The following is a 14766-nucleotide window of genomic DNA, read 5'->3' as shown; positions in this document are numbered from 1 at the left end:
CTATAGAACTTTGGCCTGAATTTTTTATAAAGGTATTTTTAACAGATGTTTCAGCAGATTTTATGGATTTTGCTTCAAAATCACTTAGGATTTTCGCTATAAGTTTTCTAATCCTAGGCTTTAATATAACTAACGGTGGCTATCTCACATCTGTTGGTAAACCAAGATTTGACTTCATCATAACCATTCTTAGGGGTTATGTTTTTGTGACAATCTTTGCTTATTTTGTTGCAAATTTCATGGCAAAGGAAGCCATTTGGTATGTCCTAATTGCATCCGATTTCCTAACTATGGTTATTTCGATATTTTTGATTAAAGAGGAATTGAAGGAACTTAAGAAGGCAAGGGGAATCCACTAGGATTTTTCTTGTCTTTTTGTTTATATTTGCCTTTATAATCTACAGCAAAGTAAATTTTATAAAAAAATAAGAAAATTCCTTGACAAAATATAAAAGTTAACTTATAATATAAAAGTAAGCTTGAGAGGGAAAACCATGAGAGCTTAGGTAGATTAAAAAAGTTTTGGTTTACTCTTTACAAAGAGAATAAAAAATGTTATAATTAACTTATGCGGATGTGGCTCAGTGGTAGAGCATCGCCTTGCCAAGGCGAGGGTCGCGAGTTCGAATCTCGTCATCCGCTCCATTTTTTATTATGGCGCCATAGCCAAGTGGTAAGGCAGAGGTCTGCAACACCTTTACCCCCAGTTCAAATCTGGGTGGCGCCTCCAAATCATCCCCAGTAATGGGGATTTTTTTATTGAAAGGATTATTATGTTAATTATTTCCTATAAGGCAAGCGAAGATTTCAAAAATTTCCTTAAGATGAATGGCTATTCCTTTATAGAAACAAGTCCAAATCCAAATTTAGATCCAAGAATAGGCGATCATCCAGACTTGTCTTTGTTTAAAATTGGTGAAAAAACCCTAGTTGTCGATGAGAGTGTTCTTTCTTATTACGAGGAAAAATTAGAGGGATATAGGTTAATAAGGGGAGAAAAGCTTGGCTTAAAATACCCCCTAGATGCCCTTTATAATATTGTTAGGTTTAAGGATTTTTATATTCACAATGATTTTACAGAAAAAACCATAGGGAAATTTTTCGTGGAAAATAAGATTTCTCACCTAAAAGTTAAGCAGGGCTACACCAGGTGTTCTCTAATACCCTTAAGAGATTTACTAATAACTAGCGATTATGGAATTTACAAGGCTTTGAAAAATAAAATTGACATTGAACTTGTAGATGAAGATAGGGTCAACCTAGATGGTTTTGACCAGGGTTTTTTGGGTGGGACCTGTGGTTTGGTTGGAAATAAATTGATTTTTACGGGAGACATTAGTCGCCATAAGGCTTATGCTAGGCTAAAAGAGCTTTGTCAAAAACAAAATATAGAAATAAGCTATCCGAAAACTGACCTAGTAGATCTGGGTTCTATCATTGAAATTTAAAGGATACTAGCTTGGGGCTTTTTTATTGGGGAAATAATCGTATAATATAGCTAGCTAAAGAGATATAGGAGAGAAATATGAAAATTGTAAAACCATCAACCATAGCAGGAGTTATGGAACTTTTGCCAGAAGACCAGCTGGCTTTTGATAAGATGAAAAATATTATAGAAGAGACTTTCAAAAAATTTCAATTTTTGCCAATTGACACCCCAGTTATAGAAAAAAATGAAATACTTTTTGCTAAGGGTGGGGGAGAAACTGAAAAGCAAATTTATGAGATTGCCTCAGAAACAAGGGACATGAGCCTTAGGTTTGACCTAACAGTGCCACTCGCAAGGTATGTGGCAGAACACTTTGCAGACCTAAATTTCCCCTTCAAACGCTACCACATAGCCAAAGTTTATAGGGGAGAAAGAAATCAAAAGGGCCGTTATAGGGAATTTTACCAATGCGATATAGATATTATTGGCCACAATAATTTAGCTATTGCCAACGATGCCATCCCACCAAGAGTTATCTATGAAATTTTTAACAAACTTGATACACCAGAAGTAACCTTCAAGATTAACAACAGAAAGCTCTTGAATGGATTTTTAAATGCCATGGATATTACTGACACAACTGATGTACTAAGGCTAATTGATAAAAAAGACAAGATTGGAATGGAAAATACCAAGGAAGAGCTTTTAGAATTAGTAGATGGTGAAAGAGCAGATAAAATCCTAGCCTTTATTGGTTCTGAATTAGCAAATGAAGCCCTATTAGAAAAACTAAGTGACTTTGTAGATAATGATCTCTATAGAGAAGGCCTAAATGAATTAAAAACTGTATATTCTTATATGACCCATCTTGGTATTCCTGATAAGAATATAAAAATCGACCCATCTATAACTAGGGGGCTTGATTATTATACAGGAACAGTTTATGAAACCTTTGTAAAAGGATATGAATCAATAGGTTCAGTATCTTCTGGTGGAAGGTATGAAAAACTTGCAGAAAACTTCTCCAAACAAGCCCTACCAGGTGTAGGAATGTCAATAGGACTTACTCGTTTATTCTACCAGCTAAAAGAAATTGGCCTTGTAAATAAAAACGAAGCTAGACTTACAGATATACTGATTATTCCAATGAGTGAAGAAGAAAATTTCTACGCCATAGACATCTTAAATAAGCTCCACGAAGCAGGCAAAAAGGCAGATATCTACCTAGAAGGTGGAAAATTAAAGAAAAAATTCTCTTATGCAGACAAAGTTGGAGTAAAATACGCCTATATAATCGGAGCAAGCGAAAGAGAAGAGAAAAAAGTAACAATCAGAAATATGGAAACAGGGGACCAGGAAGAAATAAAATACAATGAAATATAACAAATAAAGGGGCTGTTGCAAAACTATGAATAACTATCGTCCCATCATTAGAGGGTTCTCTTAGAAAATTTTTGGCCCAGCCTGCCGGCTCATGGAGGCAAAATTTTCGTGGAGGTTCCTCTAATGATTTGGGACGATTTATTCATTCTGCAACAGACCCTTATTTGATTTCCTCAATTGGAATGATTATTTTTGTGACATAGTCTTCTGTATTATACACGTCTAAAGGTGATATGATAAATTCTTCAGCTATTGGCCCAGATATTCTGTAACCATTTGTGTTTATCCATTTTATCATTTCAACATGTCTACTCATAATTTTAGAATAATCACCAACAAAGTATGATGTGCAGGCCATAAAAGACCCCCATTTTCTTGTTTTATTTTTTGATAGCTTGCTAGCATCATCTGAATTTATTTCCATAGCAAATTCAACATCACAATCTTTTAATAAAAACTGATCGAGAGGATTTGTGTGATATATTACAATTATGGAACCTTTCATTTCAATACCATTTTCGGTACATTTTTCGTATATGTCAATCCACCTCGATAACGATAGATCAGAATTTATGTAGGAATCCATAATTTTTCTTGAATAAACTAAATTCTTTTCTGGCAAAAAATCTATCTTTATTATATTTTCTATATCAGTATCTGAAGAAATATTATATTTAAAAAGACCGATTAAGTTTTCTCCCTTTATGATTCTTTCATAGGCTATTTTGCATGCATTTTCTCTCGCTTCTAATACCTTTATTGATTGTTCGTATTCTTGAGATTTTTCGAGTAAAAGAGATTTTAGGTTTGAAAGGCTAGGGTCTTCAAGGGCGCTCTTTAAAGCCTCTATGGAGAAGCCTAGGTTTCTTAGCCTTCTTATAATCAATAAAGCTGTTAGGCTATCCTTTGTGTAATATCTATAACCGGTATCCTCGTCTCTATGTTTTGGGCAAAACAAACCGACTTTGTCATAGTATCTTAAAGTTTCGGTTGATATTTTGCTAAGTTTAGAAATCATACCAATTGTATAAAAGTCTTTCATATTAGTCCTTATCTATTGTTGTATTTACTGATATTAAACTATTAAAAAATATTTAATCAATAAATAAAATCTTATAGCGGTATAGAGTTTGTAAAATAATTTAGAAAAAAATCATAAAAAGACTTGAAAAGTTTATAGCGGTATGATATTATATATATGAAAAGGTTATTATAGAAATTTAGTCTTGTATAATATTAACAAATGTTTTTGAGAATTAGCTTTAATGTAAAGAAAAAATGACATGAATTTATAAAAGTCCTAATCTTAAAAATAAAATTCGTTGAAATAAAAGGGCGTAAGACGACTTTTAAATTGATACGTATATTAGAGCAATACTAATCATATAAAAACAAATATTATATAGTTTATTTACTGCTTTTATTATTGGTTCAAACTAAGATTTTAAAAGATTAGTGAAAACAATATCCTAGTTATAAATGGATTGTAATTATATTATGATGTTTAAATTAGTGATGTTTAATTATGTGTGCAAGATTAGTCTATAAGAACTATAGAAAAGTTGGATGTATTTTATGGACAAACCTTAGTCCGGTACATAGTATCATCTTGCTAAGAAATAATTTATAAGGAGGTCAGAAAAAATGTAGATGTTAGTAGTTAGATGATATAAAAATTAAAGCGAGGTGTTTATGAAAAAAATAGGTGCCAGTGCTGTTGCTAGTGGCATTCTTTGTGGGATTTGGACATATGTAGCAATAAGGCTATCGGTTACTAATCCTGATTTATTTGCCCCATGGCTAGGATTTGTAGGAACGACATCATTTTTTGTAGCAGGTGCAAACTCTAGTGCCCTAATTAGGTCATCAGTATCAAATGTGGTAGGAGTTATTATAGGTTGCGTAATCTTAGCTTTAGGTGCTTTGAAACCAGATGGTATTCTTTTCGCAGCTATTGTAACAGGATTTTTTACATTTGTTATCTGCTATTTAGTACATATAGATCTACTTAAGTATTCGACTTGTACTTTTATGGGTGGATTTTCTGCATTCGCTACAGGTGGCAACTGGAAAATGATGATTTTATGCCTTCTAATAGGTAATTTAGTAGGCTACTTATGTGTTAAGTTTGGCGATGTAATTCATAAAGCAACATACAAAGAAGATTTTAATCAAGAAGAGTGGACAGTTTTAAAACTTTTTGATGATTAGTAAGGAGGAAATGTGAAATACGATTTAATTATTAAAAACGGAACTATTGTAACTGCAACAAATTCTTATAAAGCAGATCTTGCGGTTAAGGATGAAAAAATTGTAGCTATTTCTGAAAAGATTGAAGAAGATGCTAAAAAAATTGTAGATGCTGAGGGAAAATTAGTACTTCCTGGCGCAATTGATTCCCATACACATTTGGCAATGCCTTTTGGTGGAACTGTTTCTTCAGATACATATGAATCAGGAACTAGAGGTGGAGCTTGCGGTGGTGTTACAACTGTATTTGACTACCCAGTTCAAAGAAAAGGCACTTCTATAATGGAACTTATAAATGAAAAGAAATCTATTCTTGAAAAAGAAGCTTGTATAGATTATGCTTCTCATGTTTGCATTACTGATTTAAATAACGGCGAAATTATTGATGAGATGGAAACTGCTGTCAAAGAAGGTATTACAAGCTTTAAAGTATTTATGGTTTATAAAAAAGAAGGCATGATGACAGATGATGCTACTTTTGTAAAATTATTAAAAAGAGCAAAAGAGATTGGCGGTCTAATAAATGTACATGCTGAAAATCCTGATTTAATTGACTTAAAAGTAGAAGAATTTTTAAAGGAAGGCAAAACAAGCGCTTGGTATCATTACCTAAGTAGACCAGAATTTGTTGAAGCAGAAGCAGACAAAAGAGCGGTTCATTGGGCTAAAAATCTACAAGCACCACTTATGATTGTTCATATGGCTGATAAAGAAGGGTTAAACGCTGCTATTGATGCTAAACTCGATGGGGCAACAATTTTCTTAGAAACTTGTCCACAATATCTTGAATTTACAAGTGATGTTTATAAGAGAGAAGATGGAAGGAATTTTGTATGCTCACCTCCTATGAAGGGTAAAGAAAGTCAAGACGCTATCTGGCAAGCAGTACAAAATGGAATGATTGATACTATAGCTACAGACCACTGCCCATTCCAATCTTACGAAAAAGACTGGGGCAAGGATGATTTTACAAAAATACCTAATGGCTTAGCAGGAATAGAAAACCTTTACCCATATATGCTCGATGCTGCTAATTCAGGCAAAATTACTTTTGAAAGAGCTGTTGAATTATGTTCTACAAATCCAGCAAGAATATATGGTTGTACACAAAAAGGTGAATTAGCTGTAGGTAAAGATGCCGATATCGTAATATATGATAAAGACAAAGAATTTACAGTTACAATTGATAAAATGCATACTAAGTGCGATCATACCGTATGGGAAGGCAAAACATTTAAGGGATATCCTGTACAAACTTACTTAAGAGGAAACTTAATTTATGATAATGAAGAATTTGTCGGCAAACCAGGCATGGGCAAATTTGTAAAGAGGGAACCTCAAAAATATTAAATTTAATTTATAGGAGGTAAGATGCAAAGACAAAGATTGTTGGATTTTGATAGGATTCTTACTTATGCTAGTGATATTGGTGCCGGAATGCTAAAATCTGGAGCAGAAATAAACAGGGTTGAAGATACGATAAGTCGTATTTGTGGACATTTTTCTGCTAAAAATATCAATGTCTTTGCTACTCCATATAATATTGTAACAACTGCAGAATTCAACGACTTAACTTATACTCAGTCAAGAAGGGTTATTACGATGTCCTATAATCTACAATCTCTAGCCATGTACAATGAATTATCAAGGCAGATATGCAATAACAATGTTAGCGTTGCAGAGATTGAAGATGAAATAAATAAAATAAAAAATTCCAATGGAGCGGGGGAAGCAAGGATTAGTTCATCCTATTTCTTCATAGCCTTAGGATTTTGTATATTTTTTGGAGGATCTATTAAAGATTCGTTAGTAGCAGGATTAATAGCTGTGATTATGAGATTGGTTGAAGCTTTACTCAGAAAGATAAATATCAATAGATTTATAGTTATAAGTGCATGTGGGTTTACCGTGGCATTTTTATCAAACTTTGCGGAAAGAATAGGTTATGGTTTATCTAGTGAGCATATAAGCATTGGGATCATAATGATATTGATTTCTGGTTTGCTTTTTACAAATTCTTTTAAAGAGATGTTTATGGACAATATATTAACCGGAGCAATAAAATTGTTTGAAGCACTATTTATTGCTATGGCTATATGCATTGGATTTGCCTTGGCATCTATATTACATTGAGGGCTATTATGGATAAGATTATACAAATTTTAGCTGCTGGTGTAGGCTCCTTTGGTTTTGCACTACTGTTTAACATCAGAGGTAAGGATTTATTTTGGGCTAGTTTGGCAGGTCTTTTAGACTGGGCTGTTTATATACTAACTTTTATTTATACTAAAAATGAATATCAGAGCTATTTTATTGCAGCCTTATTTTTGGGTTTGTATTCTCAAATTGTTGCAAGAAGAAACAAAGCTCCGGCTACAATTTATCACGCTGTAGGTTTTATACCATTGATTCCAGGAAAATCCTTGTTTTTGACTATGGAGAATTCATTTATGTTGGAGTGGGATCAAGTATTAAGATATGGAGCAAATTCAATAAATATTGCTATAGCCATAAGTGGAGGCATAGCGTTAGAAATAATTTTTACTAAAATATATGATTTTTATAAAATAGGGAGATAAATATGACATATAAAGCTAATGAACAAAGAATGCAAGATAAGATTGATACCTTTAGTAAATTTGGTGATGCAGGACATGGTGGAATCACACGTTATTGTTTTTCAGAAGCAGACATTCAAGCAAGAAATGAATTCAAAAGAAGAATGGAAGCTATTGGTGCAGAGTTTAAAACTGACGATATAGGAAATATGTATGCTACTCTAAAGGGAAGCGAACCAGATCTACCAAATATAGTAACTGGTTCTCACACAGACTCTGTAAAAAACGGTGGTAACTATGACGGTATTTTGGGCGTTATGTCAGCTATGGAAGTTCTAGAAGCAATTCATGAACAAAATATTCCTCATAGACACAATATTACTGCTATGGTTTGGACAAATGAAGAAGGTTCTTTATATCCACCAGCAATGATGTCTTCAGGCATAGTAATGAATGATTATTTGCCAGCTGAAATCAAGAAAAATTTCATATTTGAAAATATGATGAAATCTAAATCTGTTATTGATAATAAAACAACATTCAAAGAAGCTTTAGATAATTCTGGATTTAAAGGTGATAAGGCAAATAGACTAAATGCTAAAGATTATTGTGCAAACTTTGAATTACATATCGAACAAGGTCCTATACTTGAAGCAAATAATAATGATATAGGAGTTGTAACTTGTGTATTAGGTATGGTAAATTATAGAATTAAAATATACGGAGTATCTGATCACGCAGGAACAACACCAATGAAATTCCGTCATGATGCCCTATATGGTGCTGCTAAAGTTCTTCAATACTTACATGATGAACTCGACAAACTAGATGATGAACTTGTTTATACAACTGGTGAAATTCTTTGTCATCCAAATGTTCATACAGTTATTCCTGATTATGTCGAATTCTCAATAGATGCAAGACATGAAAAAGAAGAAGTTATAAAACAAGTAGTGGAAGTAATTAAAAACATACCAAAAGAAATAGTTGGATGTACAACTGATTATGAAGTTGCTTGGACAAGAGATACTGTTTATTATGATGAAGAATTAGTTTCAATGGTACAAGAATCTGTAGACGAACTTGGATATTCTAATCAAAGAATAAACTCTGGCGCAGGCCATGATGCACAATTTGTTTCTTATATGGTTCCAACAACAATGGTATTTGTTCCATCTAAAGATGGACATTCTCATTGCGAGCCAGAATTTACTTCAACAAAACAATGTACACAAGGCGCTTCAGTATTACTTAATGCAATATTAAAGAGAGATGCTAAATAATTAAAGAGCAGTTTATACTGCTCTTTCTAGTAGAAAGAGAGATAAAATGAAAAAGACAGATGCACTTGAGGGCTTAAAAGTTATCGATTTAACTTCAGCTCTTAGTGGTCCATTTTGTACAATGTTCTTTGCTGATTTTGGTGCGGAAGTTATCAAAATTGAGCCAATAAGTGGGGAACAGTGTAGAACATGGGGACCAATTGATGAAAAAAGTGGAGAAAGTGGATTTTTTGCCTATTCAAATAGGAATAAAAAGGGATGTACACTCAACCTAAAATCAGAAAAAGGTCTTCAGATGTTTTATGACCTTGTAAAAGACGCTGATTTTGTATGTGAAAATTACAAAGGCGGGGTCACAAAAAAGTTGAAAATTGATTATGAAACACTAAAGAAAATAAATCCTAGACTAATTTATGTTTCAGGGTCTGGTTTTGGACAAACAAGCCCCCTAGCTGAAAGACCATGCTATGATATAGTTGCTCAAGCGATGGGTGGAATAATAAATTTAACAGGCTTTAAAGATAGTCAACCAGTTAAAGTTGGCCCATCAGTTGCAGACCATGTATCAGGAATATATCAGATGGTAGGAGCTTTGGTAGCCTTACAATATAGGGAAAAGACAGGTAAAGGTCAATTGGTAGATGTATCGATGGTAGATACTATATTTTCTATATTGGAAAACGCAATACCAAGATATCTTATGGAAGGTAAGGCTCCGGAAAGAAATGGCAACGTAGATCCTTCAATAGCTCCATTTGACGTATATGAGTGTAAGGATGGATATGTAGCTTTAGGTGTAGGAAATGATAATCTTTGGACAAAATTCTGTAATATTATGGACAGGAAAGATTTGTTAGAAGACCCTAGGTATGAAACAAATGATTTAAGGTGCAAAAATTATTTACCAGACCTACAGAATGATATCCGTGAATTTACAATAAAATATACTAAAAAAGAGTTGGAAGAAATGATGGATGAAGTTAGCGTACCATGTGGTCCTGTTCTAGATGTAGGAGAAGCGATTGAACACCCTCATATTAAAGCAAGAGATATGATAGTGGAAGTAGAACATCCAACTATGGGCAAAATTAAGATGCAAGGCATAGTTCCAAAACTATCCGAGTCACCAGGACAGATAAAATTTGCATCACCACTTTTAGGCCAACATAACAAGGAAGTATTTAATTTAACAGACGAAGAAGAGAAAAAATTAAAAGAAGAGGGAGTAATATAAGTAATTATGACTAGAACAGTTTCATACTTAAGCTACAATATGACAACATCAGATGCTTCTGATAAGGATGGTAGAATTCCAGTTGGTAGACAATTTGACTTTATTGGAGATGTAGAGACAGAACAAATGATTCTTAATGATGGCGACGAATCGCTATGCTTAGGCTACCATGATGTAGAAATTTATGAAGATGTCTACGTTGGAGACATGATGGAATATAAAGCTACTATGACACATATAGGTAATACATCAAGAGACTGCTTAATAGAAGTTTTTAAGTTAGCAAGTAGAGATAAAAATAGCGACAAGCCAGGTGCAATGATTTGGTACGATGAACCAGTTTTGTGCAGTAAAGGTAATGTTAGATTGGTTGTTAAAAAACATCTACAAAGGGGAGAACAACCAGATGGATTGGTTAAAGATCCTTGGTTTGAACTAGAAGATTTTCCAGAAGATGATGTAGAATTTTAAGTTAGTGTGGAGGAAAATATGGAAACAATGACAATGCGTTATAGAATGAGCGACCGAGATGTTTTTTATGGTGGTGGAGTAGTCAATGGTGCCAGAGGTCTAACTTTAATGGAAGATTGTGCGAACAGACTTATGGCAAAAACATTTCACAACACAGGTAGAATGACAAAGGTAAAAAAAGTAAGGCTTTATGAACCTTTAGCTGCCGGTGACTATATGGAATTTAAAGCAAGAATAAAGAGAAAAGAAGGAAATAAGGCCTTAATTGAAGTTAGAGCATTTAAAATAATTAAGTACCCTGAAAACCCAGAATATCCATCATCAATTGATGTTATAGAAAATCCACCTCTTTGTACAGTTGTACAATATGTTTACGAAGCAAATTAGGATTCTAAAATGGAACAAATTCTAACAGAAAATCAAATCGAAATAAGAGATTTGGTAAGGGAATATGCACAAAATGAATTAACTTCAACAGCTCAAGATAGAGATATCAGTGGAGAATTTCCAAAAGATGTTATGGATGACCTCATTGAAATGGGATTAACTGGCATAGGAGTTGATGAAGAATACGGTGGAATTGGGATGGGACAACTTGAAAAAATAGTTGCCGTAGAAGAATTATCAAAGGTTGACGGAGCGGTAGGCGGTATATACTCAATCTCATCCATTCTTCAACACGCCCTAAAAAAATATGGTACAAAAGAACAAAAAGATAAATATCTTGAAGAAATAACATCTGGTGGCAAGATGGGGGCTTTCGCTTTGACAGAAGCGGGAGCAGGATCTGATGCTGGTGCTACAAAAACAACTGCCATCCTTGATAAAGAAACTAATGAGTATGTTATTAATGGTAGTAAGACTTTTATAACTAGTGGTAAACAAGCAGAATATGTACTCGTATTTGCCTTAACAAATCCAGAAGCAAAGGCAAAGGGCTTATCAGCTATAATTGTTAAAAAAGGTACCCCAGGATTTACATACGGAAAAGTTGAGAATAAGATGGGTATAAGAGCATCTGAAACCGTTGAGTTAGTATTTCAAGATTGTAGAGTAAGCGCAGACAACCTCTTAGGAGAAGAAAATAAAGGCTTATCTATAGCTCTATCATTAATTGATACAGCAAGAATTGGAGTATCAGCTCAGGCTATAGGTATAGCACAAGGCGCATTAGATCTATCAATAAAATATGCTAAAGAACGTCAGCAATTCGGAAAACCAATTGCAAATCTTCAAGGCATCCAATGGTATTTGGCAACTATGGAAACAAAAATACAAGCGGCTAGAGCCTTAACTTATTATGCAGCACAGCTAGCAGATAAAGGTTTGCGTCATACAAAAGAAGCGGCCATGGCAAAACTTAATGCATCAGAAACAGCTAGAGAAGTAACAAATTTAGCTTTGCAAATTCATGGTGGTTATGGCTACATGAAAGATTTTCCGCTTGAGAGAATGTATAGAGATGCAAAGATAACTGAAATATATGAAGGAACCTCAGAAGTTCAAAAATTAGTAATTGCAAGAAGTTTATTAAAATAATACATTTAAGACCTCCAATCAACATGATTATCTAATAAAAGCATTAGTAGTATCTCCGAATAATTGTTGAATTTATATTATATATATTTTTAATAATTTGAACCAGAATGAACTTCTGATTATATGCACGAATAAGAAAAATGAAATAATTTAAAGGTGCTTAAAAAGAGTGATTGTAATAAGCGAAATTATTTATTATAATCACTCTTTTGTCTTTATTTTTAATATATCATTATAATAAAAATGAAAAAACCCAAACTAACTAAAGTATTGTAGTTTGGGTTTTTAGGAACTTCAAGATGCTCCTATTTTTTTATGAAATTATTCTGCAGTAACAACTTTTCCTGGGTTTAGAATCATGTTAGGATCGAATACTTTCTTGATACCTCTCATTAGGTCTGTATTTAGTTTGCCTTCATATTCTGCTAGATATTTAAGTTTTCCGTGACCTACACCGTGTTCACCTGATAATTGTCCACCAAATTCATAGGCTTTAGCATAGATTTCTTCCATGAATTCATGAACTTGTTTGTTGAATTCATCAAGTTTTTCTTCATCGTTTGAAACTGTGTAGATGTGAAGGTTACCATCACCAGCGTGACCAAATGATTGTACGTCGAAGTCATATTTTTCACCAATTTCATTTACGAAGTTGATAAATGGTGCAATTTTGTTGATTGGAACTACTACGTCACATTCGTCGATTAGTTTATATTGGCTGGTGATAGCTTCAAGGAATGAGCTTCTTGCTGCCCAAGCGTCTTTGATTGCGTTTGGAGTATCAGCTACAAGTACGTCTATAGCACCGTTTTCTACTAATAATTCAGCAGCTTGTTCCATAAGAACATCAATTTCATCTTCATTGTCGCCATCAAATGTGATAAGTAGGTAAGCATTAACATCTGTACCTTCGATATTCTTAGGGAAAGTTTCTTTGCCAATGTATTTTTCAGAAGCTATGATGATTTTTCTTTCCATGAATTCGATAGCTTGTGGTTTTAAGTTAGCTCTAAATAATACTGGAACAGTAGCTATACATTCGTCTAATGATTCAAATGGAACGATTAGTGAGATAGTATGTTTAGCTTGAGGAACTATTTTAAGGGTTAATTCTGTAATGATACCAAGAGTACCTTCTGAACCTACCATGAGGTCTTTTAGGGAATAACCTGTTGATGTTTTAGAAACAACAGCACCAAATCTAGTAATTTCACCAGAAGGAAGAACAACTTCCATAGCTCTTACATAATCTCTTGTTGTACCATATTTAACAGCTCTCATGCCGCCTGCGTTTGTTGAAACGTTACCACCAAGAGTAGCAAATTTTTCACCTGGATCAGGTGGGTACATATAACCTTTTGTTAGACAATCTTCGGCAAGATCATGTAGGTAAACACCTGGTTGAACTCTAACAACTAAGTTATCAAGATCGTATTCAAGGATTTTATTCATTCCTTGCATGTCAATCATAACGCCACCATTAATAGCAACGCCGGATCCTACTAGACCAGAACCAGCACCACGAGCTAATACAGGAATTTTGTATTCGTTACAAATTTTCATTATGTTTGAAACATCTTCTGTAGATTTAGCTGCAACTAGTACATCTGGTTTGTAAGAACCGTAGATAGGCATCTCGTCGTGAGCAAAGTCTTCATTGATGTCGTCTTCAGTGAATACTTTTCCTTCGACGCTTTCCTTAAGTTTGTTAATGATTTCATCATTAACCTTGTTGTAATTTGTCATATTACCTCCTAAAAAAATAACAATTTCATTTGCTTATGATATGATTATAACCGATTAAATTAGAATGTGCAAAAATAAATATTTTTGTCAATATACTTGATTGTATGAAATCGTAAGAAAACGATTGAAATGCTGGTTTTAGGTAGTAAAATGTAAGTAAGAGCTTGTATCATGAAGCTTTTTTGTATGTAAATGTTATCATTTACATAGGGTCTGTAATAAGATTTGGCTTTGAAATAGAGGATAAAGGGCAAAAAATAGCAAGCTTTAAGTCAAAGTTAAAAAGACTTTGATTTTTATTTGACAATTGAGTAATTGATTGTTAAGATAATAACAGTAGGATAATAAAGGCTAGGATGTTAAGTCCAAGTCAAAATTGTAAAAGGAGATAAAATGTATAAATTAACCGAAGAACAATTAGAAATGCAAAAAATGTTTAGAGATTTTGCTGAAAAAGAAGTAGCACCTATTGCTATTGAAATTGACGAAAATCACAGATTCCCAGAAGAAAACGTAGCCAAAATGCAAGAGCTAGGTTTCTTTGGTATTCCTTTTGATGAAGAATACGGTGGAATAGGTCTAGATACACTTACATATATTTTGTGTGTAGAAGAGCTTTCTAAAGCATGCGCATCTACAGGTGTTATTGTTTCTGCTCATACATCTCTATGCGCTGACTGCATTAATAAATTTGGTAATGAAGAACAAAAAGAAAAATTCCTTACACCACTTGCTTCAGGTGAAAAACTTGGTGCATTTGCTTTAACAGAACCAGATGCTGGTACAGATGCTTCAGGACAAAAAACTGTTGCTGTTAAAGATGGTGATGAATACGTTCTTAATGGTTCAAAAATCTTTATCACAAACGCAGGT

General features: G+C 33.6%; 14 protein-coding genes, 2 tRNA genes and 1 pseudogene. 15 read left to right on the top strand and 2 right to left on the bottom strand.

What is annotated here, in order from left to right; translation table 11 throughout:
• The 5 genes and pseudogenes from RQ907_RS03860 to hisS form a co-directional block, all read left to right on the top strand.
• Positions 1 to 359, top strand: a pseudogene (locus tag RQ907_RS03860) (MATE family efflux transporter); the annotation flags it as partial.
• Between the two features lie 211 nt (positions 360 to 570).
• A tRNA-Gly gene (locus tag RQ907_RS03855) sits at positions 571 to 645 on the top strand.
• An 11-nt stretch (positions 646 to 656) separates the two neighbouring features.
• Positions 657 to 730 (top strand) — tRNA-Cys (locus RQ907_RS03850).
• A 43-nt stretch (positions 731 to 773) separates the two neighbouring features.
• Positions 774 to 1448, top strand: a complete 675-nt coding sequence (locus RQ907_RS03845; RefSeq protein WP_311492079.1) for a DUF6873 family GME fold protein — start codon at positions 774 to 776, stop codon at positions 1446 to 1448.
• 77 nt (positions 1449 to 1525) lie between these two features.
• Positions 1526 to 2812: a histidine--tRNA ligase gene (hisS, locus tag RQ907_RS03840; RefSeq protein ID WP_311492078.1), complete on the top strand. Its 1287-nt coding sequence runs from the start codon at positions 1526 to 1528 to the stop codon at positions 2810 to 2812.
• Between the two features lie 160 nt (positions 2813 to 2972).
• On the opposite strand, the gene RQ907_RS03835 is transcribed toward hisS, so the two are convergent.
• Positions 2973 to 3854 carry a MerR family transcriptional regulator gene (locus RQ907_RS03835; protein ID WP_311492077.1) on the bottom strand — a complete coding sequence of 294 codons (882 nt, stop codon included), beginning with the start codon at positions 3852 to 3854 and terminating at the stop codon, positions 2973 to 2975.
• Between the two features lie 650 nt (positions 3855 to 4504).
• On the opposite strand from RQ907_RS03835, the gene RQ907_RS03830 reads away from it, so the two are divergent.
• Genes RQ907_RS03830 through RQ907_RS03790 form a run of 9 tightly spaced genes read left to right on the top strand, consistent with a single transcriptional unit; the run spans position 4505 to position 12147 of the window.
• Positions 4505 to 5023 carry a DUF1097 domain-containing protein gene (locus tag RQ907_RS03830; RefSeq protein ID WP_311492076.1) on the top strand — a complete coding sequence of 173 codons (519 nt, stop codon included), beginning with the start codon at positions 4505 to 4507 and terminating at the stop codon, positions 5021 to 5023.
• Between the two features lie 12 nt (positions 5024 to 5035).
• Complete coding sequence (gene hydA / locus RQ907_RS03825) at positions 5036 to 6412, top strand: dihydropyrimidinase (RefSeq protein WP_311492075.1); 1377 nt, start codon at positions 5036 to 5038, stop codon at positions 6410 to 6412.
• 21 nt (positions 6413 to 6433) lie between these two features.
• Positions 6434 to 7195 carry a threonine/serine exporter family protein gene (locus tag RQ907_RS03820; RefSeq protein WP_311492074.1) on the top strand — a complete coding sequence of 254 codons (762 nt, stop codon included), beginning with the start codon at positions 6434 to 6436 and terminating at the stop codon, positions 7193 to 7195.
• Positions 7196 to 7203: 8 nt separating this feature from the next.
• Positions 7204 to 7641, top strand: coding sequence for a threonine/serine exporter family protein (locus RQ907_RS03815; protein WP_311492073.1), 438 nt, complete (start codon positions 7204 to 7206; stop codon positions 7639 to 7641).
• Between the two features lie 2 nt (positions 7642 to 7643).
• Positions 7644 to 8903 (top strand): Zn-dependent hydrolase, encoded by a 1260-nt coding sequence (locus tag RQ907_RS03810; protein WP_311492072.1) that lies wholly within the window; start codon positions 7644 to 7646, stop codon positions 8901 to 8903.
• Between the two features lie 46 nt (positions 8904 to 8949).
• A complete protein-coding gene (locus tag RQ907_RS03805) occupies positions 8950 to 10137 on the top strand; it encodes a CoA transferase (protein ID WP_311492071.1) in 1188 nt (395 codons plus the stop codon).
• 6 nt (positions 10138 to 10143) lie between these two features.
• On the top strand, positions 10144 to 10608 hold the full coding sequence (locus RQ907_RS03800) for a hypothetical protein (protein ID WP_311492070.1): 465 nt from the start codon (positions 10144 to 10146) through the stop codon (positions 10606 to 10608).
• An 18-nt stretch (positions 10609 to 10626) separates the two neighbouring features.
• Positions 10627 to 10995: a hotdog fold domain-containing protein gene (locus tag RQ907_RS03795; protein WP_311492069.1), complete on the top strand. Its 369-nt coding sequence runs from the start codon at positions 10627 to 10629 to the stop codon at positions 10993 to 10995.
• A gap of 9 nt (positions 10996 to 11004) precedes the next feature.
• Positions 11005 to 12147 carry an acyl-CoA dehydrogenase family protein gene (locus RQ907_RS03790; protein ID WP_311492068.1) on the top strand — a complete coding sequence of 381 codons (1143 nt, stop codon included), beginning with the start codon at positions 11005 to 11007 and terminating at the stop codon, positions 12145 to 12147.
• Positions 12148 to 12468: 321 nt separating this feature from the next.
• Here the strand turns inward: RQ907_RS03790 and RQ907_RS03785 are convergent, their stop codons facing one another.
• The gene (locus tag RQ907_RS03785) at positions 12469 to 13893 is read right to left on the bottom strand and encodes an FAD-binding oxidoreductase (protein ID WP_311492067.1); all 1425 of its coding nucleotides are present in this window, start codon (positions 13891 to 13893) and stop codon (positions 12469 to 12471) included.
• A 393-nt stretch (positions 13894 to 14286) separates the two neighbouring features.
• Between RQ907_RS03785 and RQ907_RS03780 the strand changes: the two genes are divergently transcribed.
• On the top strand, positions 14287 to 14766 hold a 480-nt coding region (locus RQ907_RS03780), incomplete at its 3' end, for an acyl-CoA dehydrogenase family protein (protein WP_311492066.1).

It is taken from the genome of uncultured Anaerococcus sp., from assembly GCF_963510575.1.
Lineage (GTDB): Bacteria > Bacillota > Clostridia > Tissierellales > Peptoniphilaceae > Anaerococcus.
This window is presented reverse-complemented; position numbering and strand designations above follow the sequence as displayed.

Coding starts and splice junctions, on each gene's coding strand:
- RQ907_RS03845 (WP_311492079.1), top strand. CDS start 774: ATGTTAATTATTTCCTATAAGGCAAGCGAAGATTTCAAAAATTTCCTT.
- hisS (WP_311492078.1), top strand. CDS start 1,526: ATGAAAATTGTAAAACCATCAACCATAGCAGGAGTTATGGAACTTTTG.
- RQ907_RS03835 (WP_311492077.1), bottom strand. CDS start 3,854: ATGAAAGACTTTTATACAATTGGTATGATTTCTAAACTTAGCAAAATA.
- RQ907_RS03830 (WP_311492076.1), top strand. CDS start 4,505: ATGAAAAAAATAGGTGCCAGTGCTGTTGCTAGTGGCATTCTTTGTGGG.
- RQ907_RS03820 (WP_311492074.1), top strand. CDS start 6,434: ATGCAAAGACAAAGATTGTTGGATTTTGATAGGATTCTTACTTATGCT.
- RQ907_RS03815 (WP_311492073.1), top strand. CDS start 7,204: ATGGATAAGATTATACAAATTTTAGCTGCTGGTGTAGGCTCCTTTGGT.
- RQ907_RS03810 (WP_311492072.1), top strand. CDS start 7,644: ATGACATATAAAGCTAATGAACAAAGAATGCAAGATAAGATTGATACC.
- RQ907_RS03805 (WP_311492071.1), top strand. CDS start 8,950: ATGAAAAAGACAGATGCACTTGAGGGCTTAAAAGTTATCGATTTAACT.
- RQ907_RS03800 (WP_311492070.1), top strand. CDS start 10,144: ATGACTAGAACAGTTTCATACTTAAGCTACAATATGACAACATCAGAT.
- RQ907_RS03795 (WP_311492069.1), top strand. CDS start 10,627: ATGGAAACAATGACAATGCGTTATAGAATGAGCGACCGAGATGTTTTT.
- RQ907_RS03790 (WP_311492068.1), top strand. CDS start 11,005: ATGGAACAAATTCTAACAGAAAATCAAATCGAAATAAGAGATTTGGTA.
- RQ907_RS03785 (WP_311492067.1), bottom strand. CDS start 13,893: ATGACAAATTACAACAAGGTTAATGATGAAATCATTAACAAACTTAAG.